We start from the raw sequence: 20,620 nt of genomic DNA, 5'->3' as shown, positions 1-20,620 counted from the left end.
CCTAGCGGGGACCTAGCGGTGGGGCTCGATCACGGTCTTGAGCCCCTGCCGGGCGAGCGCGTGGTCGAACGCGGCCGTGGCGTCGTCCAGGCCCCAGGTGCGGTCGACGAGCCCGTCGAGGCTCAGGCGTCCGGAGGCGAGCAGCCGCAGGGCGGCCGGGTAGCTGTCCCGCATCCGCCGCACGGTGGTGAACCGCACCCCCTTGCGGCGGGCGAGGTCGGCCGGGAAGGTCGTGACGTTGCCGTCGGGGATGCCCGCAAGGACGACGTCGCCGTCGGGCGCGACCGCGGTCAGCGCCTCGGTGAGCGCGTCGGGCGACCCGCAAGCGTCGTACACGACCGGGACGCCGTCGGGGGCGACCTCGCGCCAGGTGTCCTCGTCGCGGGCGTCCGGGGCGTCGAGGACCGCGTCGACCGCACCGGGACCGTCGAGCGCGGCCTCGCGGCGGTGCGCCAGCGGGTCGACGCCGACCACGCGGGCGGCGCCGGCGGCGCGGGCCAGGCGGCAGACCAGCTGGCCGATGGGGCCGAGGCCGACCACGGCGACGGTCTCGCCGACCGGCACCCCGACCAGCTGGACGGCGTACGTCGCGACCCCGAGGGGCTCGAGCAGGGCGGCGTCGACGGCGGTGCTGCCCTCGGGCATGGGGAAGAGGAGCGCTGTGGGCCAGGCGAGGCGCTCGGCGAGGCCGCCCGGAGCAGTGCCGTCGCCGGCGAAGCGGATGGCGCGGCACAGGTTGTGCTTGCCGGCGTGGCACAGCGCGCAGGCGCCGCAGCTGGCCGCGGGGTCGAGGGCGACCACCTGCCCGGCGTACGGGCCGGTCAGCGCGCGGCCGCCGATCTCGTGGCCGGGGACGACGGGCTGCGACAGGACGGCACTGCCGATGCGGCCCTCGTCGTACCAGTGGAGGTCGCTGCCGCAGATGCCCAGCGCCTCCACGGCGACGAGCGTCTCGCCGTCGGCGGGCTCGGGGTCGGGCACCTCGGCGGCGCGCAGGTCGTGCGCTCCGTGCAGCAGCGCTGCTCTCACGGTCGTCCTCTCACGGTTCGGGTTCCTCGCGGGTGCGGGTGACCTCGAGGGTCTCCATCTCGCACCCCATGGCCTGCAGCGCCCGCACCAGGGCGCGGGCCATCCGCGGCGCCGACTGCAGCGGAGCCTCGCGCCACAGGGTGGTGCTGTCGGTGGACCAGGGCTTCTCCCAGCCCTGCGCCAGGAGCGCGTCGACGGTCTCGGGGGCCAGGTCCCACTCGCCGCCCCAGGACCGGGCTCCGACGACCTCGCCGATCAGCACCGACTGCGCCGCGGTCACCGAGACCCACCGGCGGGCCGGGACCGGCGGCAGGGGCCCGAACCCGAAGAACGGCCGTCTGCGGGGACCCGTCTCGTCGCCGACGATCACGACGTCGTACACGTCCAGCGACAGCATCGCGCTGGTCAGCCGGCGGGCGAGGTCGTCCCAGCTGCCTCTCATCGGCGGAGCCCTCTCATCCGTCCTCCGGGTCCGGCGGCGGCTCGGCGCCCCGGCGCTCGTCGCGGTCGGCCCACTCCAGCAGCGAGGCGATGTCGAAGACCGCGTCGTCGATGCCGGCGTGCAGGTCGCCGAGGTCCGCGAAGCGGGCGGGGACGGTCGCGATCGTGAAGTCGTCGGGCTCGACGTCGTCCACCTCGTCCCACCGCACGGGCGTCGACACGGTGCCCCGCGGCGTCCCGCGCACCGAGTACGCCGCGGCGATGGTGTGGTCGCGGGCGTTCTGGTTGTAGTCGACGAAGAGGTCGGCGGGGTCGCGGTCCTTGCGCCACCAGGCGGTGGTCACCTCGTCGGAGCGGCGCTCGACCTCGCGGGCGAACGCCAGCGCGGCCCGCCGTACGTCGGCGAAGGGGCGCGGCGCGATGCGGACGTAGACGTGGAGACCCCGACCGCCGCTCGTCTTGGGGGACCCGACGGCGCCGAGCTCGTCGAGCACCTCGTGCACGACGGCGGTGGTGCGCTGCACGGTCGCCCAGTCGCAGTCCGGGCCCGGGTCGAGATCGATGCGCCACTCGTCGGGCTCCTCGACGTGGCCGCGGCGGCTGTTCCACGGGTGGAACTCGACCGTCGACATCTGCACCGCCCAGATCACGCTGGCGAGCTCGGTGACGCACAGCTCGTCGGCGGTGCGGTTCCACCGCGGGAAGTGCAGGCGGACGGTCTCGACCCAGTCCGGCGCGCCCTTGGGGAGCCGCTTCTGGTGCACCTTGTCGCCCGACAGCCCGGTCGGGAAGCGGTGCAGCATGCAGGGCCGTTCCCACAGCGCGTTGACGATGCCGGGGCCGACGGCGAGGTAGTACTCGACGAGGTCCAGCTTCGTCGCACCGGTCTCGGGGAAGTAGACGCGGTCGGGGTTGGAGACGCGGACCACCCGGTCGTCGACCTCCACCTCGGTCGCCGGACTGCTGCTCGCCACCGGATCAACCTACGGCCTCTAGGTTGTCGGGCGTGGACTTCGACCAGCCGCCGGTGCGCCGCTTCGCGGTGCGCGACGACGACGGGATCGACCGCGAGGAGTGGCCCGCGACCGTGCCCGCCGTCGCGCAGGTGCTGCGGGAGGGGTTCACCCCCGCGAAGGGCGTGACGATGCTGGTCGGCGAGAACGGCTCGGGCAAGTCGACGCTGGTCGAGGGGCTCGCCGAGGCGTTCGGGCTCTCGCCGGAGGGCGGGACGCCGTACGGGCACCACAGCACGCGCCGCTCGGAGTCTCCGCTGGGTCGCGCGCTGCGGGTGGAGCGGGGGCTGGGGACGGGCCGCTACGGCTTCTTCCTGCGGGCCGAGACGATGCACTCCTGGTACACGTTCCTGGAGGACCACCCGCCGCTCGACCACTCGCGGTCGCGGGAGCCGCGCTACCACGAGATGAGCCACGGCGAGTCGTTCCTGGCGGTGCTGCGGACCCGGTTCGACTCCCCCGGCTTCTACTGCCTCGACGAGCCGGAGGCCGCCCTGTCGTTCTCGTCGACGCTCGGCCTGGTCGGGGCGCTCGCCGACCTGGTGGCGGACGGCGGGCAGGCGGTCTGCGCCACCCACTCCCCCGTGCTCGCCGCCATGCCCGGCGTGCGCCTGCTCGAGGTCGGCGAGTGGGGCCTGCGCGAGGCCGCGTGGGAGGACCTCGAGCTGGTGCGGCACTGGAAGGCCTACCTCGACGCCCCGATGCGCTACCTGCGGCACGTGCTGGACCAGTAGGCGTCGGCCGGTCGAGCGGCACGCGAGCCCCGGCGAGCGCACCCACCCCAGGTGGTCGAACAGCACGCGAGCTCCGGCGAGCGCACCCACCCCAGCTGGTCGAGCAGCCCGCGAGCCCTGGCGAGCGCGCGTCGTCGAGACCCCCCGTTCGCACGGGTCTCGACGACGCGGACTCGCTGCGCTCGTCGGCTGCTCGACCACCTGACCCCGCCGCCGCTGGTCGAGCAGCACGCGAGCCCTGCGAGCGCGCGTCGTCGAGACCCCCTGTCGCGCCCGGTCTCGACAACGCGGCCTCGCTGCGCTCGTCGGCTGCTCGACCACCTGACGTCCCGTGACCACCCACGGAGGGGTCCGCCGTCGCTCAGGTGCGGCGCAGGAGGGCGGTGAACATGGCGTCGGTGCCGTCGCGGTGGGGCCAGAGCTGCTCCGTGTGCTCCAGCGAGACGCCGTCGGCGTCGGCGGACGCCGCCACGACCTCGCGGGTCTCGGCGAGCACCGGGGAGCAGGTCGCGTAGAGCACGACGCCGCCGGGACGGACGAACCGCAGGGCCGAGGCGAGCAGCGCCCGTTGGAGGGGCACGAGGCTGTCGAGGTCGCCCGCCGTACGACGCCAGCGCGCCTCGGGACGCCGGCGCAGGGCACCGAGGCCGGTGCACGGGGCGTCGAGCAGGACGCGGTCGAACGAGCCGGGCGCCCAGGGGCCGTCCCGGCCGTCGGCGACGGTCACCTCCGGCTCGCCCGGCATCCCCCGCAGGGAGCGGCGGACCAGGTCGGCGCGGTGGGGGGCGACCTCGTTGGCCACGAGGTGGGCGCCGCGGTCGGCGGCGAGCCCGGCGAGCAGGGCGGCCTTGCCTCCGGGACCGGCGCACAGGTCGAGCCAGCTCTCGTCCGCGCCCTCGAGGGGCGCCTCGGCCAGCGCGATCGCGACCAGCTGCGAGCCCTCGTCCTGCACACCGGCGAGGCCGTCGCGGACGGCCGGGACCGCGCCCGGGTCGCCCCCGGCCAGCACCACGCCGTACGGCGAGCGCGCGGTCGGGGTCCCCTCGACCTGCGCGAGCAGCGCGTCCCGGGTGATCCGCCCGGGCCGCGCGACCAGGGTGACCGCGGGCGGGGCGTTGTCGGCGGCGAGCAGGGCGGGCAGCTCGTCGGCGGCACCGTCGGCGGCACCGTCGGCGGCGAGGGCCTCGCGAAGACGGTCGACGACCCATGCGGGGTGGCTGTGGCGCAGGGACAGGTCGTCGCCCGCGGGGTCGAGGTGGTCGAGCCAGGCCGGGAGGTCCCGCTGCGAGACGCGCCGCAGGACGGCGTTGGCGAACCCGCCGGCCCCCGCGCCGGCGCGGTCGCGCACGAGGTCCACGGTGGTCGAGATCGCCGCGTGGGCGGGGACGCGCATCGCGAGCAGCTGGTGGGCGCCGAGCCGCAGGGCGTCGAGCACCTTGGCCGGCGTGGACGCGAGCGGCTTGTCGGTGCAGGCGTCGAGCACGGCGTCGTACGTGCCGCGGCCCCTCAGCGTCCCCGAGGTGAGCTCGGTGGTGAACCCGGCGTCGCGGCCGCTCAGCCCGTGCTCGCGCAGGAGGCGGGGCAGGACGAGGTTGGCGTAGGCGTCGTCGACGCGGACCGCCTTGAGCACCTCGTACGCGGCGAGCCGCGCGGGGTCGGGCCGGCTCATCCGAGCCGCTCGGCGTCGGCCAGCCGCGCGCCGCGCGCCCAGTCGGCGGCGGGCATCATGCGCTTGCCGGGGGGCTTCACCTCGCCGAGACGGACCGGGGTGGTCGCGGTGCCGACGTACACGGCGTCCTTGCGGACCGCGAGCGCCCCGGGCTCGGGGCGCCCCAGGTCGTCGGGCACGTCGAGGGAGACGGGGCCGAGCTTGACCCGGTCGTCGACGTACGACGTCCACGCGCCGGGGGCCGGCGTGCAGGACCGGATGCGGCGGTCCACGGCGACCGCGGGCTCGGCCCAGTCGACGCGGGCGTCGGCCACCTCGACCTTCGGGGCGTAGGAGACCCCGTCGTCCGGCTGCTCGCGGGCCTCCAGCGAGCCGTCCTCGATGCCGTCGAGGGTGGCCACGAGCAGGTCGGACCCGGCGACGGCGAGGCGCTCGAGCAGGTCGCCGGCGGTGTCGGTGGGGCGGACCCGCTCCGTCATCACGCCGTACGTCGGGCCAGCGTCCATCGCCTCCACGATCCGGAAGGTGGTGGCACCGGTGATCTCGTCGCCCGCCCGGACGGCGTGCTGCACCGGCGCGGCGCCCCGCCAGGCCGGCAGCAATGAGAAGTGCAGGTTGACCCACCCGTGGGGCGGGATGTCGAGCGCGGAGCGGGGCAGCAGCGCGCCGTACGCGACGACGGGGCAGCAGTCGGGGGCCAGGGCGCGCAGGGCCTCCTGGAAGTCCGGCTCGCGGGGGTGGCCGGGCTTGAGAACGGGCACCCCCAGCTCGGCGGCGACCTCGGCGACCGGGCTGGCGGCCAGCGAGCGGCCCCGCCCCGCCCGGGCGTCGGGCCGGGTGACGACGCCCACCAGCTCGTGGCCCGAGGCAGCGACGGCGCGCAGTGCGGGGACCGCGACCTCCGGGGTGCCCGCGAAGACGACCCTCACAGGCCCAGCCCGCCGGTCACGTGCGGGGACACCTTCACCCGCGGCTGCTCGGCGCCGAACCAGTCGGCCGCACGCACCTCCGCCATGACGCGTCGGCGCTCCTCGGTCTCCAGCCGGTCGATGAACAGGACGCCGTCGAGGTGGTCGGTCTCGTGCTGGATCGCCCGGGCCAGCAGCTCGGAGCCGTGGACCGTGACGGGCTCGCCGTGCATGTCCTGCCCGTGGGCGACCACGCTCATCGCCCGGCGGCACTCGGCGGTGAGCTCGGGCAGCGACAGGCAGCCCTCGAGGCCCTCCTGCTGCTCGTCGGACAGCTCGAGCACCGGGTTGACGAGGTGGCCGACCTCCCCGTGCACCGACCAGGTGAACACCCGGAGGCCGACGCCGACCTGCGGCGCGGCGAGGCCGGCGCCGGGGGCGTCGAGCATGGTGTCGGTGAGGTCGGCGACGAGCCGGCGCAGCTCGGCGTCGAAGTCGGTGACCTCGACGGCGCGGCGGCGCAGGATCGGGTCACCGAACAGGCGGACGGGCCGGACGGCCACCGGCGCTCCTCTCGGGTGGTCTGCTGGTTGCAGGACGACGGTCGAGTCTAGGGAGTCCCGGCGCTACAGGCCGGGTGGGTCGACCTGCACCCGCACCGGCGGCTGCTTGCGCGCCGAGCGGGTCCGCTGCAGGTCGCCGAGGACCGTCGACAGCGTCGACCCGTCCGCGCGGGGCACCCGCAGGACGAGGCGCTGGTCGTCGGTGTCGGCGGGGCCCGCGGGCACCGGCCCGAGGACGGTGACCAGCGGCGGCGGGTCGAGCTGGGCGAGCACCTCCTCGAGGACGTCCGCGGGCGCGGTCAGGGAGGCGATGCGGGTGGCGGGCGGCAGCCCGGCCTCGGCCCGCGCCGCGGTCTCGCGGTCGGCGAAGCCGGCGGGGTCCCAGCGGACGAGCGCCTGCAGGGCGGGGTGGGTGGGGTCACCGCCGACGGCCACGACCGTCCCGCCGGGACGGACGAGCCCCGCGGCGCCCAGCCACCGGCGCAGGGCCTCCTCGTCGCTGCGCAGGTCGATCCGGCCGAGGGTGAGCCAGGTGTCCAGCAGCACGACGGCGGCGTACCCGGCGCCCTCCACCACGGGCTCGGCGCCGGGGGTGGCGACGACGACCGCCGGCTCGTCGGGGACGGTGACGAGCACCTGCTCCCCCGTCGACGACCGCAGCCGCGCCCCGGGCAGGGCCCGGCCGAGCTCCTCCACGGTGCGCTGCGAGCCCCGGACCGGGGCTCGCAGGCCGGTCGCCCCGCACACGGCGCACCGGTGGTGCTCGTCGGCGTGCCCGCACCAGCGGCAGGTCGGCACGCCGCCGGCGGTGGTGACGGCCAGCGGCCCCGCGCAGCGCGGGCAGCGCGCCGGGGTGCGGCAGGTGTCGCACGCCAGGCTCGGCGCGTAGCCCGCCCGCGGGACCTGCACCAGGACGGGGCCCGGCGCGGGTCCGGTGAGGGCGTCGCGCACGAGGTCGCGGGCCGCGGTGGGGAAGCGGGCTCCCCGGCCCGCCGGGTCGCGGGCGACTTCGCGGTCGTCGGCTCCGGCGAGGCGCACCGTGACGCGCTCGCGCAGCGTCTCCCGGGTCGGGGCGATCGCGTGGGCCCAGCCGCTGCGGACGAGCTGGGCCCCCTCGACCGTCCGGGCGAACCCGGCGACCAGCACCGCCGTGTCCTGCTGGGCCGCGCGGAGCAGCAGCGTCTCCCGGGCGTGGGGGTACGGCGCCCGCGGCTCGGAGTACAGGTCGTCACCGTCGTCCCAGATGACCACGAGCCCCAGGTCGGCGACCGGGGCCAGCGCCGCGGCGCGGGTGCCGACCACGACCCGCACGGCGCCGCGGGAGACGGCGAGGAAGTCGCGGTAGCGGCGCGAGGGCCCGGCGTCGGCGCGCAGGGCGACGTGGCGCCCCTCCCCCAGCGCCCTCGTCAGCGCGGCGGAGACCCGGTCGACGTCGCGGCCGTCGGGCACGCACAGCAGCGCGCCACGACCCGCGGCGTCGGCGACGGCCGCCGCGGTGGCGAGCATCGAGGTCCAGTCGGCGCCGGGGGCGACCGTGACCACAGCCCGGGGGGCCGGGCCGCCGGACGGGTCGGCGAGGTGACCGAGGAACGCCGCTGCCGGGTCGTGGTCGGCCCAGGCCGAGCGGGCGGCGTCCAGGCTCGGGCCGGCCGCGGGCGGCGGTGGCGCCTCGGGCGTCTGCTCCTTCTCGACGGTCGCGTGGCGCGGGGGCACGGCGAGGCGCAGGACGTCGCCGCGGGTGCCGGCGTACCGGTGGGCGAGGGTGGCGGTGAGCTCTACGACCTCGGGGTGCAGCACCGGCTCCGCGCTGACCACGCGACGCAGCGGGCGCAGGGTGCCGCCGTGCTCGCTGGCGTCCTTACGGGCGACGACGAAGCCGTCGACGTCCTGCCCCGCGAAGCGCACCTTGACCCGCACCCCGGGCCGGGCGGTCTCCGCGGCGTCCGCCGGCACCAGGTAGTCGAAGGGCCGGTCGAGGTGGGCCAGCGGGACGTCCACCAGGACGGACGCCACCGGCTCGACCTCGGCCACCGGCTTCGGCGGCCGCTTCTCGCGCGCCTCCGCCTTCTTCCGCGCCGCACGCGCCTGCGAGCGCACCACCGCGGGCAGCAGGGCCGGCTGGCCGGCGTCCTGCTGCTCCTCGGGGCCCTCGTCGGGCACGCGGTGGGTCACGTCACCGATCCTGGCAGCGGGCGCCGACAGGCCGCCCGCGGCCATCCACAAGCCCGGTCGGCACGTTCGAACTAGCCTGGGGTCGAATGAATGGACTCAGCCTGGGCACGCAGCGAGTCGGCGACTTCTACGATTTCCACGCCAGCACCCCAGCCCGACAAGTTCTCCTAGAACATTCGGCAGACGGAATCTCTGTCACTTTGACCTGGTCCGAACCGTCAAGCCCTTACGCGCGATGGTTCCTAGGCGAAGACGCATACCTCGCCGATCCCGCGCACGACCTGGATGACGTGCCGATCGATGCCCCAAACCGGGTGCTCTTTGTCGACTCGCAGGGTGCTGTTCTCCTCGTTCGGTGCTACGCGCGTGGCTATCACGCAAACATGCTCGGACCCGGGAGAGGCCGCATCTGGGCGCGCGCGGCCGTCATTGGTGTAGGTGAAGACCTCAACTTCGGCAGCCCGGACGGTCTTAAGGCTCACATCTCTGGGCTGCGTGAGTGGCTTGGTGTCACTTCCTGGGACTTCCGAACTCCTAGCGAGGTCGGTGGCGGGGCCGAGGTCAGAAGCGTGGACCCTGCGCCCGTGCATCTGGGTGAGTTCAACGGGTTGGATCTCTCACTACAACCCGGGTGGGAGGTCAGGACCGAAGATCCGGACAGGTACGTGCTGCTCGACACGCTGGAAAGTTGCACCCGTTCGACCGGCGAGAGGGATTGGCGCGACCACGCTGATCTTCACATGGCCCTTCGCGATCTACTCGTGCTCTCTCGGTGGCGTCACGAGAGTTGTGTCGTCATCAAGGCCATGAGACGGGACGACCCCGTCACGTCACCTAACGCTGAGAGCGCCGGTGAGAAGTGGAGGGAGGTGGTGGTGCCGAACGGGGTATCGCAGTCACCACCCTCCGACTACCGGGCGCATCTGATCCGCTTTGCCGATCTCGGCGTTCATGGTGTTCAGCGGTGGATCCAACTACGAGAGCAGTATTCGCGCGCTCTTGATCCGGTAGTAAGCAGCATAGAACTCGGACCAGCCACGCACTCGACTCGCCTCGCTCAAGTTGGCCCCGGGGTTGAAGCGCTGGGCTACCTGCTCTTCATACGCGACGGGATGACGAGACGGAGTGCGAAGGACACCTCGCTTGAGCAGCGGCTAAACCGAATCGCCGAAGACGTCGACACCGTCCTGCCGTTCGACGTCACCAACTGGGTCGAACTGACTACCCGCACTTACAACGGAGTCAAGCACGTCAATCGAGCCAAGCCGGACTCGATTGACGTACTCAACGCCTGGCGACAGTGCGTCCTTGCGACCCGTGCCTGGGTGGCCCTGGAACTTGGGGTGGGGCCAGATGACGTGCGAGAGCGTCTCTCGCGCGACCGTCAGCGACACCCCTACGGCGAGGTCACCTGACTCCACAAGCCCCTGCGGGTATCCGAGGCGGCCCTCAGACGCCCGCAGCTGCCTTCAGTGCGTCGGCGCGGTCGGTGCGCTCCCAGGTGAAGTCGGGCAGCTCGCGGCCGAAGTGGCCGTACGCCGCGGTGGCGGCGTAGATCGGGCGCAGCAGGTCGAGGTCGCGCACGATCGCGGAGGGGCGCAGGTCGAAGACCTCGAGCACCGCGTCCTGGATCTGCTCGTCGCTGACGACACCGGTGCCGAAGGTCTCGATGAAGACGCCCACCGGGGCGGCCTTGCCGATGGCGTAGGCGACCTGCGCCTCGCAGCGCTTCGCCAGGCCCGCGGCGACCACGTTCTTCGCCACCCAGCGCATCGCGTACGCCGCGGAGCGGTCGACCTTGCTCGGGTCCTTGCCCGAGAAGGCGCCGCCACCGTGGCGGGCCATGCCGCCGTACGTGTCGACGATGATCTTGCGGCCCGTGAGGCCGGCGTCGCCCATGGGGCCGCCGACGACGAAGCGTCCGGTCGGGTTCACCAGGAGGCGGTAGTCGGCGGAGGGGATGTCGAACGACTCGAGCACCGGGTCGATGACGTGCGTCTTGACGTCCTTCTCGAGGGTGTCGAGGTCGACCTCCTCGGCGTGCTGCGTCGACAGCACCACGGTGTCGACGCGGACCGGGCGGCCCTCGGCGTCGTACTCGATGGTGACCTGGGTCTTCCCGTCCGGGCGCAGGTAGGGCAGCGTGCCGTCCTTGCGGACCTCGGTGAGGCGCTGCGCCAGCCGCTGCGCGAGCGTGATCGGCAGCGGCATCAGCTCGGGGGTGTCGTCGCAGGCGTAGCCGAACATCAGGCCCTGGTCGCCCGCGCCCTGCTTGTCGAGCGCGTCGACGGAGCCGGTGCGGGACTCGTGGCCGGTGTCAACGCCCTGGGCGATGTCGGCCGACTGGCCGCCGATGGCGACCTGGACGCCGCAGCTGGCGCCGTCGAAGCCCTTCTCGGAGGAGTCGTAGCCGATCTCGAGGATCTTCTTGCGGACGAGCTCGGCGACGGGCGCGTACGCCGTGGTGCCGACCTCGCCGGCGACGACGACGAGGCCGGTGGTCAGCAGCGTCTCGACCGCGACCCGGCTGCCCGGGTCGTGCGCCAGGAGGTAGTCCAGGACGGTGTCGCTGATCTGGTCGGCGATCTTGTCGGGGTGACCCTCGGTCACCGACTCGGACGTGAAGAGGCGTCCTGGCACGGCTCAGCTCCTGCTCGCTCGGGTGGGGCGGACCCACCGGGTCCACGTCGCGGCAACCCTAACCAGGACGGTGGTGATCGGTGGAAACCGCACGGATGCTGGTCCCGCACCCCGTGGGGCGGGTCAGGACGCCGGTCGGTCGACGGGGAGACGTCGGACGACCTCGTCCCACACGACGTGCGCGAGCGCACCCTTCACGCCCGCCGGCACCGGCGCCGGCTCGGCGCCGTCCGCGGCCAGGACGACCGCCTCGGTGTCGGGGCGGCCGAACACCCGGCCCTCGCCGACGTCGTTGAGCACGAGCAGGTCGCAGCCCTTGCGGCGCAACTTGTCCAGCGCGAGGTCCAGCACGTCGTGGCCGTCGCCGCCGGTCTCGGCGGCGAAGCCCACGACCACCTGGCCGCGGCCGCCGGGTCGCGTCGCCCCGAGCTCGCGGAGGACGTCGGGCGTCTGCACGAGGTCGAGCGACGGGACGCTCGCGTCGTCGGTCTTCTTGATCTTCGTCGCGCTCGCCGAGGCGGGGGTGAAGTCCGCGGGCGCGGCCGCCATGACCACGGCGTCGGCGTCGGCGGCCGCGGCGAGGACGGCGTCGCGCAGGTCGGAGGTCGAGTCGACCTCGACGACCTCGACCCCGGCGGGGGTCGGCCGGTCGACGTGGGCGCGCACGAGCGTGACGCGGGCGCCGCGCCCCAGCGCGGCGACGGCGAGCGCCTGACCCTGACGGCCCGAGGAGCGGTTGCCGAGGAAGCGCACCGGGTCGAGCGCCTCACGGGTGCCGCCGGCGGACACCACCACGTGCCGACCGGCGAGGTCGGTGCCCCGCTCGCCGCGCAGCAGGAGGTCGCGGGCGGCCTCGAGGATCGCGTCGGGGTGCGGCAGGCGGCCGCGGCCGGTGTCCGCGCCGGTCAGGCGCCCGGAGTCGGGGTCGAGCACGTGGACACCGCGCTCACGCAGCGTGGCGACGTTGGCGCGGGTGGCGGGGTGCTCCCACATCTCGGTGTGCATCGCCGGGGCCATCAGCACCGGGCAGCGCGCGGTGAGCAGGGTGTTGGTCAGCAGGTCGTCGGCCAGCCCGTGGGCGGCCTTGGCCAGCAGGTCCGCGGTGGCGGGCGCGACGACGAGCAGCTCGGCCTCACGGCCGATCCGCACGTGGGGCACCTCGTGGACCGCCGACCAGACGTCGGCCACCACCGGCCGGCCCGACAGGGCGGCCCACGTGGGCGCACCCACGAACTCCAGCGCGCTGGCGGTCGGGACGACGGTCACGGCGTGCCCGGACTCGGTGAGGCCGCGCAGCAGCTCGCAGGCCTTGTAGGCCGCGATGCCGCCGGCGACGCCAAGGACGACCCGCGGGCCGCCGTGGGATCCGACGTGGGAGCCGGTCACTCCTCGAACGCGGGACCGGCCTCCGTGGCGGCCTGCATGGCGGCCTCCTCGGCAGCCAGCTCGGCCGGGTCGGCCTCCTCGCAGGTGAGCAGGTCGTCGTTGATCTCGCGGAGCGCGATCGACAGCGGCTTCTCCTGCACGTGCGTGTCGACCAGCGGGCCGACGTACTCGAGCAGGCCCTCGCCGAGCTGGGAGTAGTACGCGTTGATCTGGCGGGCGCGCTTGGCGCTGTAGAGCACGAGCTGGTACTTGCTGTCGGTCTTCGTCAGCAGGTCGTCGATGGACGGGTTGGTCACGCCCTGGGCGTCGATGGGAGGGGCAGACACAGGTGGACCTCGCTGGTGCTCGGAGTAACCGGGGTGTCGACGGACGTGCGCTTCAGCGGCGACGGCCGGACACGGACGTCAGCAACGTTACCAACTCCTGCGCGGCGGCACGAACTTCGTGGTTGACGACGGTGACGTCGAACTCCGCCTCGGCGGCCAGCTCCGTGCGCGCGGTGGCGAGGCGACGCTCCCGCTCGGCCTCGGTCTCGGTGCCGCGCCCGACCAGCCGGCGCACGAGCTCGTCCCACGTCGGCGGGCTCAGGAACACGAACAGCGCCTCGGGCATGGTCGCCCGCACCTGGCGGGCCCCCTGGAGGTCGATCTCGAGCAGGGCGGGTCGTCCCTCGGCGAGGGCGGCCTCGACCGGGGCGCGGGGTGTGCCGTAGCGGTGGGTGCCGTGGACGACCGCCCACTCGAGCAGCTCGCCCTCGGCGACCATGGCGTCGAACCGCTCGGGGGTCACGAACCGGTAGTGGACGCCGTCCACCTCACCGGGGCGCGGCGGTCGGGTCGTCGCGGAGACCGACAGCCAGACCTCCGGGTGGTCGGCGCGGACCGCGGCGGCGACCGTGCCCTTGCCGACCGCGGTGGGGCCGGCCAGGACGACGAGCCGGGACGTCCCGGGGACGTCCGGGGAGTCGCTCGGGGGGCTGCTCGGGGAGTCGTTCACGCGCCGTCGCGCGGACCGAACTCGTGGCGCAGGGCCGCCAGCTGCTTCGCGCCGAGCCCGCGCACGCGACGGGACTCCGCGATGCCGAGCCGCTCCATCGTCTGACGGGCGCGGACCTTGCCGAAGCCCGGGACGGACTGCAGGAGGTCGACGACCTTCATCTTCCCGACGACCTCGTTGCGCTCGCCCTCCGCCAGCACCTCGACCAGCGAGCCGCCGCCGTGCTTGAGGCGGTTCTTGACCTCGGCGCGCTCTCTGCGGGATGCCGCGGCCTTGTCCAGAGCGGCCTGGCGTTGCTCGGGCGTCAGGGGGGGCAGTGCCACGGAAAGGAGTCCTCGTCGTCGACGGCTGGGCCGGTCGGGTCAATCTGTCAGATGCCCACGGCCCCCGGCAATCGGGGGCACAGGTGTGCTCGTGGGGTTCCGCGGGCGGCTCACACCCGCAGCGGCGTGCCGCAGACGTCGAGGGCCTGCTGCTCGACGTCGTCCATCGCGCGCACCGCCTCGGGAGCGGCGAGGTCGTCGGCGGCCTGGCGGATGCGGGCCCGCTCCTGCGACGAGAGCCCGGACGGCGGGTCGCGGGGGTCGTACGTCGCGGGGTCGACGTCCGCCTCGTCGAGGGTGTCCTCGAGGACGTCGATCCGGTCGAGGACGAGGTCCCAGTCGTCCGCGATGTCGTCGGGGGCCTCCTCGGCCAGGTCGCGGTAGACGTCGCGCGCCTCGAAGAGCGCGAGCGCGTCGCCGGAGCCGGCGATCTCGCCGAGGCGGTCCTGGTTGTCGGTGACGGCGTCGCAGTACCGGTCGGTCTGGTCCCCGCAGCCCACCGTCAGGCCGGCCACGAGGACGAGGGGGGCGAGCAGGGCCGTGCGGGCGCTCACGGCCCGCCCAGCACCGCTGCCTGCGCCTGGGCGGCGCGGCAGGCGTCCGCGAGCGCGGCGGGGTCGGGTCCGGCGCCGAGGACCTCGCGGGAGGTGCTCGGCAGCGCGGCGGGCGCCGCCTCGCCCACGAGGCGACGTACGTCGTCCACGCCGGCGCCCTGGGCACCGACGCCGGGCAGCAGGAGCGGCCCGCCGATGTCGAGGAGGCTCGCGTCCGTGCCGTCGGGCAGGGTCGCGGTGGCCCCGACGACGGCACCGAACGAGCCCAGCGGCCCGGCGCCCTCCTCGCGGTTCAGCGCGCGCAGGCCCTCGAGCACGCCCTGGGCGACGCTCCGTCCGTCCTCGCTGCGGGCGTGCTGCACCGCGGCGCCCTCCGGGTTCGAGGTCAGCGCGAGGACGAACAGGCCGCCGCCGTGGGCGCGGGCGGCCGTGACGAACGGGTCGAGGGACCCGAGGCCGAGGTAGGGGCTGAGGGTGACCGCGTCGCCGGCGAGGTCGCTGGCGGGGTCGAGCAGCCCGTCGGCGTACGCCGCGGAGGTGGAGCCGATGTCGCCGCGCTTGGCGTCCAGCAGGGCGAGCGCGCCGGTCGCCCGGACGTCGGCGAGCGTGCGGGCGAGGACGGCGACGCCGGCGCTGCCGAAGCGCTCAAAGAAGGCGGCCTGCGGCTTGAGGACCGGGGACAGCGGGCCGAGGACGGCGACCGCGTCGCGGGCGAAGCGCTCGAGCCCGGTGACGTCGTCGGGCAGGCCCCAGGCGGCGAGGAGGCCGGGGTGGGGGTCGATGCCGACGCACATCCGGCCGCGGTCGGCGAGGGCGGCGTGGAGACGGGGGCCGAAGGGGGTCACGCCAGTGCCTCGCCGACCCGGGTCCCGGCGCCGGTGGACTCCGCGGCGGCCGCGGCGTCCGCGGCGAGCTCGGCGCTGATCCGGTGGGCGGTGGTCGGGTCGGTGAGCATCGCGGACCCGACCTGCACGGAGACCGCCCCGGCGGCGAGCATGGCGCGCGCGTCCTCGGCGGTGGCCACGCCCCCGCAGCCGATCACGGGCAGGGTCGGCAGGCCCGCGTGGACCTCGGCGACGCAGCGACGGGCCACGGCGAAGAGCGACGGCCCGCTGAGGCCGGCGTGGCGCCCGTCGGGCATCAGGGCGGGCAGGGAGTGCCCGACGACGAGACCGTCGGCGCCGGCCTCGGCCAGGCCGAGTGCCTGGTCGAGCACGCGCAGCGGGTCCAGGCGGACCTTCGCCAGGACCGGGACGTCGCGGGGCAGCTCGCGGCGGCAGGTGGCGACGATGCGGGTGGCGACGAGACCGGAGGCCATCGGCTCCCGGGTCTCGACCAGGCCCCAGTCGGTCGGGTCGGGCTCGGCGAGGTCGACCTCCAGGGCGGCGACCCCCGGCGACTGGCCCACGCGGCGGGCGAGCTCGGCGTGCTCGGCGACGGTCTCCCCCGCGATCGACACCACGACCCGGGCGCCGGCGCGGACCAGCCAGGGCAGCTCGGTGGCGAGGAAGCGGTCGAGGCCGGGGTTCTGCAGGCCGACGGCGTGCAGCAGCCCGGACGGCGACTCCACGACCCGCGGCTGCGGGCCGCCGGGGCGGGGTCGCAGGGTGATGGTGCGGGTGACGAAGCCGCCGAGCGCGGACAGGTCGCCGTACGACGCGAGCTCGCGGCCGGTGCCGCCGCAGCCGGCCGCGACCAGGACGGGCCCCGGATGCGTGGTCGTCGCGACGTGGCGCCCCATCAGAGCGCTCCCTGGTCGACGGGGGCGGGCACGCCGCCGAGGTCGTCCCACCGGACGCGGTCGCCGCGCAGCACGGGACCCTCGGTGCAGCCGCGGACCATGCGGACCAGCCGGTCCTCGCCGACGACCGGCACGGCGCAGCCCTGGCACAGGCCGGTGAGGCAGGGCCCGGGCTGCTCGAGGGCGGTCTGGCTCCAGGCGCCGACGTCCTCGGCCGCGCGGGCCACCCGGGCCAGGGTCGCGGCGGGCGCGGCGGCGTACACGACGTCGGCGGCGGCGCGCTGCAGGACCTCGGGGAGGGCGGCGGCGACCAGGTCGGCCAGCGGGGCACCCGCACCGGAGCGGCCGACGGAGCCGTCGCCGGTCACGACGGTGACCGACCGCGCCGTACGACGGGCCTCCAGGGCGGCGAGCAGGCGCGACTCGTCGGCGGCGGCGAGCAGGATGACGACGGTGCAGCCGCGCTCCTTGAGCCGGGACGCGAGCGGGAAGAGGCAGGCGGCGGAGTAGCCCTCGCCGACGAGCACGCACGAGACGGGGTCGCGGGGCAGGGAGAACGGGCGTCCCAGCGGGCCGGTGACCTCCAGCCGGGTGCCGGCGGGCTGCGCGGCGAGCCAGCGGCTGCCCGGTCCGGTCGGGTCGACGACGACCTCGACCGCACTGCCGAACCCGCCGACCGTGCGGACGCCGCGGATCCAGAACGCACGGCGCCCCATCCGGCCCTCGCCGGCGGGCAGCGCGACGAAGGTGCCGGGGCGGGCGCGCTCGGCGACGTCGGGCACGGCCAGCGTGAGGTGCTGGTAGGCGCCCACCTTCTTGGTGGTGAGGATCTCGCCGGTGACGTGGCGCGGGCCGGTCGGGGCCTCGGCGGTGGGCGTGGTCACGGGACGATCCCCGCCACGGTGCGTCGCACGAAGGAGGGGCCCTCGTAGACGAAGCCGGTGTAGGTCTGCAGCAGCGTCGCGCCGTCCCGGAGGCGCTCGGAGGCGTCGGCGGCGTCGGTCAGGCCGCCGACCGACACCAGGGTGAGGCGGTCGCCGACGCGGCGGCGCAGCAGGCGGAGCACCTCGCGGGAGCGAGTGGCCAGCGGTGCCCCGGACAGCCCGCCGGCCCCGGCGGCGGCCACCGCCTGCGGCGGGCTGAGCAGGCCGTCGCGGGAGATGGTCGTGTTGGTCGCGACGATCCCGTCCAGGCCCTGCGCCACGGCGAGGTCGGCGACGGCGAGGACGTCGTCGTCCGCCAGGTCGGGCGCGATCTTCACCAGCAGCGGGAGCGGGCTCGTGCGGAGCGGGGTCGCGGCGTCGGCGCGCCGTCGTACCGCGGTGAGGATGGGCTCGAGACGCTCGACGTTCTGCAGGTCGCGCAGGCCCGGGGTGTTGGGCGAGCTGACGTTGACGACGAGGTAGTCGGCGTACGGCGCGAGGAGCCCGGCGCTCAGCACGTGGTCGGCGACGGCGTCGGAGTCGGGGACGACCCGGGACTTGCCGATGTTCACGCCGAGGACGACGTCGGTGGCGCGCCCGGTGTGGGCGGCCCGCGCCGCCCGCAGGGCGAGGCGGGAGGCGACGGCCTCGGCGCCGGCGTTGTTGAAGCCCATGCGGTTCACCACAGCGCGGTCGGCCGGGAGGCGGAACAGGCGCGGGCGGGGGTTCCCGGGCTGAGGACGGCCGGTGACGGTGCCGACCTCGACGTGGGAGAAGCCGAGACCGGCGAGCGCGTCGACGCCGACGGCGTTCTTGTCGAAGCCCGCGGCCAGCCCGAGGGGGTGCGCGAACGTCAGGCCCATCGCGGTGACCGGACCGGCGCCGGGCACGGGACGGGGTCCCGCCGTCCGGGTGAGGACGGGGCGGGCGGCGCGGACGGCGGCGAAGCCGACCCGGTGCGCCCGCTCGGCGTCCACCCGGGTGGCGACGACGTCGAAGAGGCGTCGGTAGGTGCTCACGCCTCCGGCCCTCCTCGCGACGTACCCCGGGAGCCGCGCCGCTCGGCGGGCTGCGGGTGAATCTAACAGCAGCGCAGGTGCGAGGATGCCGCGCGTGCGCGACTCCCGTGCCCTGGCCGGCGTGCTGGGCGTCCTGCTGGCGACGGGCTGGGCCGCGAACCACTTCTCGGCGACGATCCCCGTCCTCACGGGCCGCGAGGGCCTGTCGGTGGCGCTGATCGACGCCGTCTTCGGTCTGTACGCCGTGGGGCTGGTGCCCGGGCTGTTCCTCGGCGGCGGTCTGTCCGACCGGGTGGGGCGGCCGGCCGTCGTCCTGCCGGGGGCGTTGCTCGCCGCGTGCGGGACCGTCGTCCTGCTGTCGTGGCACGAGCCCGCCGGGCTGCTGCTCGGGCGCTTCGTGGTGGGCCTCGGCGCCGGCCTCACGACCGGCGCGGGCACCGCCTGGGCCGGGGACCTCGGCGGCACCCGCGGCACCGTGCTGGCCGGGGTGTTCCTCACCGCCGGCTTCGGGTTCGGGCCGCTCACCTCCGGGGTGGTGGCACAGTTCCTGCCCTTCCCCCTCCAGGTGCCGTTCGTGCTGTCGCTGCTGCTGTCGCTGGCCGCGGTCGCGGCGGCGCTGCGGTGGAGCGTGCCGGCCACCCCGCGGCCGGTCCGCCGTACCGCCGACGACCCACCGCCGGCCGCCGTGGACCCCCACCGCGGCGTGGCCGTCACCCTGGCCTGGTCGATGCCGGTCGCGATCGTGGTCTTCGCGAGCGCGACCGTCGTCCTCGTGACGCTGACCCCGCGCCTGCCGGCCGGCCTCGACGGCCCACTACTCATGGGCGTCTCGGCGATCCTGTCGCTGGGCAGCGGCATCGCGGTCCAGACGCTGGCCCGACACCGCGGCTGGGGTCCGCGCGCCGGGGTCGTGGGACTGCTGTTCTCCGCGCTCGGCTTCGGGCTCCTGGCTCTCGGCGGCGCCTCGGTCGGCCTGCCGCTGTTCGTGCTCGCGTGCGTCGTCATGGGCGTCGCCTACGGCCTCTGCCTGCGTGAGGGCCTGCTCGACGTCGAGTCCCTTGCCCCACCCGCCCGCCGTGGCGTGCTCACCGGGTTCTTCTACGTCGTCACCTACGTCGGCTTCGGGCTGCCGCTGCTGCTGACCGTCCTCACGCCGTACGCCGGCGTCGTCGCGCCCCCCGTCGTCCTCGCCGTCGTCGCCCTCGCCCTGGCGGGCCTCCGCACCACCCAGCTCGCCGCCGGCCACCCCGCCCGCTGACGCCGAGTCGGCGCGTTCTCACGCCCGGAGAGCGCTGAGTCGGCGCGTTCTCACGCGCGAACAGCGGTGAGTCGGCCCCTTCTCACGCGCGGAGAGCGCTGAGTGGGCGCGTTCTCACGCGCGGAGAGCGCTGAGTCGGCGCGTTCTCGCAGCCGCATCTCCTCCACCGGCGCCGGGCGTGCCTGGTTGTGCACAGGACGACGCTCGCCGGGACCACGTTGCTCCATCGCGGTGCCTCCATGGGGACATGACGCTCGCGACGACACCACCCCTGGCCCTCCTGGACGACTCCTTCCCGCTCCCGCTCGACCGTCCGTTCAGCGTCACCGAGGCAGCGGCCGAGGGCGTCACCGCGAACATGCTGACGAGGCTGGTGCGCCAGTCCTTGCTGAGACGGCCTGTCCAGGGCGCGTACGTGGCGGTGCAGGCCGGTGATTCGCTGCGCATCCGGGCCCAGGCGCTCGGACTCGTCGTACCGGAGGACGCGATCGTGTGCGACCGCCACGCGGCGTGGTTGCGCGGCGCGGAGATGGCGCTCGCTCCGGGTGAGCACCTGGCTCTGCGGCCGATCTCCCTGTTCCGCCCGTCAGGGCACGGACGGATCCGCCGGGCGCTCGCCGACAGCGGTGAGCGCAACCTGCTGGACCGTGACACGTCCGAGGTCCACGGCCTCCGCGTCACCACACCGCTGCGCACCGCACTCGACCTGGGCCGGGTCCGCTCCACCGACATGGCGATCTCGGCGATGGACGCCACGGCGCGACTCGGTCATTTCGGCCTCGACGAGCTGCTGGCCGAGGTCCCACGCTTCGCCGGCATGCGGTGGGTCACGACCCTGCGCGCGATCGCCCCGCTCGTCGACCCGCGCTCGGAGTCACCGGGTGAGTCCGTCCTGCGCCTGCGGTGGCTCGAGACCGGGCTCGGCCGCCCCGTCCCTCAGGTCGAGGTCCGCGAGCTCGGTCGGCTGCTCGCCCGACTCGACCTCGGCCACGAGGAGATCCGCTTCGCCGCCGAGTACGACGGGGAGGAGTGGCACTCCTCGCCCGAGCAGCTGGAGCACGACAGGGACCGGAGGTCGTACCTGTGCCGGGAGCGCGACTGGACCATCGTCGCGGCGCGGAAGGAGAACGTCTTCGGACATCACCAGGACGTCGACGCCCTCCTCCGTGGCGGCCACGCCGAGGCGCTCGGTCGTCTCGGCACCCGTCTCCGGTGGTGAGGCGTCCCGTCGTGAGAACCCGCCGACTCGAC

The 20,620-nt window shown here is 75.1% G+C and carries 21 protein-coding genes; 4 read left to right on the top strand and 17 right to left on the bottom strand.

The features are described from left to right. Positions 1 to 12: 12 nt before the first annotated feature. Genes Q0858_RS19975 through ligD form a run of 3 tightly spaced genes read right to left on the bottom strand, consistent with a single transcriptional unit; the run spans position 13 to position 2,444 of the window. Positions 13 to 1,029 (bottom strand): zinc-binding dehydrogenase, encoded by a 1,017-nt coding sequence (locus Q0858_RS19975; protein ID WP_299058114.1) that lies wholly within the window; start codon positions 1,027 to 1,029, stop codon positions 13 to 15. 10 nt (positions 1,030 to 1,039) lie between these two features. Next, on the bottom strand, positions 1,040 to 1,471 hold the full coding sequence (locus Q0858_RS19970; protein ID WP_299058113.1) for a hypothetical protein: 432 nt from the start codon (positions 1,469 to 1,471) through the stop codon (positions 1,040 to 1,042). Positions 1,472 to 1,484: 13 nt separating this feature from the next. Continuing rightward, complete coding sequence (gene ligD / locus Q0858_RS19965) at positions 1,485 to 2,444, bottom strand: non-homologous end-joining DNA ligase (RefSeq protein ID WP_299058112.1); 960 nt, start codon at positions 2,442 to 2,444, stop codon at positions 1,485 to 1,487. 32 nt (positions 2,445 to 2,476) lie between these two features. Between ligD and Q0858_RS19960 the strand changes: the two genes are divergently transcribed. Then, positions 2,477 to 3,217 carry an AAA family ATPase gene (locus tag Q0858_RS19960; protein ID WP_299058111.1) on the top strand — a complete coding sequence of 247 codons (741 nt, stop codon included), beginning with the start codon at positions 2,477 to 2,479 and terminating at the stop codon, positions 3,215 to 3,217. Between the two features lie 361 nt (positions 3,218 to 3,578). Here Q0858_RS19960 and Q0858_RS19955 read toward each other — a convergent pair whose 3' ends face one another. The 4 genes from Q0858_RS19955 to Q0858_RS19940 all read right to left on the bottom strand — a co-directional run bounded on the left by Q0858_RS19955 (position 3,579) and on the right by Q0858_RS19940 (position 8,529). Further along, positions 3,579 to 4,886 carry a transcription antitermination factor NusB gene (locus tag Q0858_RS19955; RefSeq protein WP_299058110.1) on the bottom strand — a complete coding sequence of 436 codons (1,308 nt, stop codon included), beginning with the start codon at positions 4,884 to 4,886 and terminating at the stop codon, positions 3,579 to 3,581. Next, positions 4,883 to 5,815 (bottom strand): methionyl-tRNA formyltransferase, encoded by a 933-nt coding sequence (gene fmt, locus Q0858_RS19950; RefSeq protein WP_299058109.1) that lies wholly within the window; start codon positions 5,813 to 5,815, stop codon positions 4,883 to 4,885. The genes Q0858_RS19955 and fmt overlap by 4 nt, the downstream gene beginning before the upstream one ends. Continuing rightward, entirely contained in the window at positions 5,812 to 6,357 is a 546-nt protein-coding gene (gene def, locus Q0858_RS19945) for a peptide deformylase (protein ID WP_299058108.1), read from the bottom strand. Before def ends, fmt begins: the two co-directional genes overlap by 4 nt. Before the next feature lie 63 nt (positions 6,358 to 6,420). Beyond that, positions 6,421 to 8,529 (bottom strand): primosomal protein N', encoded by a 2,109-nt coding sequence (locus Q0858_RS19940; RefSeq protein WP_299058107.1) that lies wholly within the window; start codon positions 8,527 to 8,529, stop codon positions 6,421 to 6,423. A gap of 86 nt (positions 8,530 to 8,615) precedes the next feature. Between Q0858_RS19940 and Q0858_RS19935 the strand changes: the two genes are divergently transcribed. After that, on the top strand, positions 8,616 to 9,944 hold the full coding sequence (locus Q0858_RS19935) for a HEPN domain-containing protein (protein WP_366916031.1): 1,329 nt from the start codon (positions 8,616 to 8,618) through the stop codon (positions 9,942 to 9,944). A 34-nt stretch (positions 9,945 to 9,978) separates the two neighbouring features. Here the strand turns inward: Q0858_RS19935 and metK are convergent, their stop codons facing one another. The 10 genes from metK to Q0858_RS19885 all read right to left on the bottom strand — a co-directional run bounded on the left by metK (position 9,979) and on the right by Q0858_RS19885 (position 18,111). Beyond that, positions 9,979 to 11,169, bottom strand: a complete 1,191-nt coding sequence (metK, locus tag Q0858_RS19930; protein ID WP_299058105.1) for a methionine adenosyltransferase — start codon at positions 11,167 to 11,169, stop codon at positions 9,979 to 9,981. A 123-nt stretch (positions 11,170 to 11,292) separates the two neighbouring features. Continuing rightward, positions 11,293 to 12,555, bottom strand: coding sequence for a bifunctional phosphopantothenoylcysteine decarboxylase/phosphopantothenate--cysteine ligase CoaBC (coaBC, locus tag Q0858_RS19925; protein ID WP_299058104.1), 1,263 nt, complete (start codon positions 12,553 to 12,555; stop codon positions 11,293 to 11,295). Then, positions 12,552 to 12,881, bottom strand: coding sequence for a DNA-directed RNA polymerase subunit omega (gene rpoZ, locus Q0858_RS19920; RefSeq protein ID WP_299058103.1), 330 nt, complete (start codon positions 12,879 to 12,881; stop codon positions 12,552 to 12,554). The genes coaBC and rpoZ overlap by 4 nt, the downstream gene beginning before the upstream one ends. Before the next feature lie 52 nt (positions 12,882 to 12,933). After that, positions 12,934 to 13,551: a guanylate kinase gene (gmk, locus tag Q0858_RS19915; RefSeq protein ID WP_299058102.1), complete on the bottom strand. Its 618-nt coding sequence runs from the start codon at positions 13,549 to 13,551 to the stop codon at positions 12,934 to 12,936. Next, positions 13,548 to 13,874 carry an integration host factor, actinobacterial type gene (mihF, locus tag Q0858_RS19910; protein ID WP_299058101.1) on the bottom strand — a complete coding sequence of 109 codons (327 nt, stop codon included), beginning with the start codon at positions 13,872 to 13,874 and terminating at the stop codon, positions 13,548 to 13,550. The genes gmk and mihF overlap by 4 nt, the downstream gene beginning before the upstream one ends. Before the next feature lie 110 nt (positions 13,875 to 13,984). Next, on the bottom strand, positions 13,985 to 14,428 hold the full coding sequence (locus tag Q0858_RS19905) for a hypothetical protein (protein ID WP_299058100.1): 444 nt from the start codon (positions 14,426 to 14,428) through the stop codon (positions 13,985 to 13,987). Beyond that, positions 14,425 to 15,273, bottom strand: coding sequence for an orotidine-5'-phosphate decarboxylase (pyrF, locus tag Q0858_RS19900; RefSeq protein ID WP_299058099.1), 849 nt, complete (start codon positions 15,271 to 15,273; stop codon positions 14,425 to 14,427). The genes Q0858_RS19905 and pyrF overlap by 4 nt, the downstream gene beginning before the upstream one ends. Continuing rightward, positions 15,270 to 16,169 (bottom strand): nitronate monooxygenase, encoded by a 900-nt coding sequence (locus Q0858_RS19895; RefSeq protein WP_299058098.1) that lies wholly within the window; start codon positions 16,167 to 16,169, stop codon positions 15,270 to 15,272. The genes pyrF and Q0858_RS19895 overlap by 4 nt, the downstream gene beginning before the upstream one ends. Then, entirely contained in the window at positions 16,169 to 17,053 is an 885-nt protein-coding gene (locus tag Q0858_RS19890) for a hypothetical protein (protein WP_299058097.1), read from the bottom strand. Before Q0858_RS19890 ends, Q0858_RS19895 begins: the two co-directional genes overlap by 1 nt. Beyond that, positions 17,050 to 18,111, bottom strand: coding sequence for a quinone-dependent dihydroorotate dehydrogenase (locus Q0858_RS19885; protein WP_299058096.1), 1,062 nt, complete (start codon positions 18,109 to 18,111; stop codon positions 17,050 to 17,052). Before Q0858_RS19885 ends, Q0858_RS19890 begins: the two co-directional genes overlap by 4 nt. 94 nt (positions 18,112 to 18,205) lie before the next feature. Here Q0858_RS19885 and Q0858_RS19880 point away from each other — a divergent pair, with 94 nt between their 5' ends. Both Q0858_RS19880 and Q0858_RS19875 read left to right on the top strand, forming a co-directional pair. Further along, positions 18,206 to 19,369 (top strand): MFS transporter, encoded by a 1,164-nt coding sequence (locus tag Q0858_RS19880; protein WP_299058095.1) that lies wholly within the window; start codon positions 18,206 to 18,208, stop codon positions 19,367 to 19,369. Between the two features lie 247 nt (positions 19,370 to 19,616). Further along, positions 19,617 to 20,588, top strand: coding sequence for a hypothetical protein (locus tag Q0858_RS19875; protein ID WP_299058094.1), 972 nt, complete (start codon positions 19,617 to 19,619; stop codon positions 20,586 to 20,588). Positions 20,589 to 20,620 lie beyond the last annotated feature (32 nt).

The organism is uncultured Nocardioides sp., assembly GCF_947489365.1.
Lineage (GTDB): Bacteria > Actinomycetota > Actinomycetes > Propionibacteriales > Nocardioidaceae > Nocardioides.
This window is presented reverse-complemented; position numbering and strand designations above follow the sequence as displayed.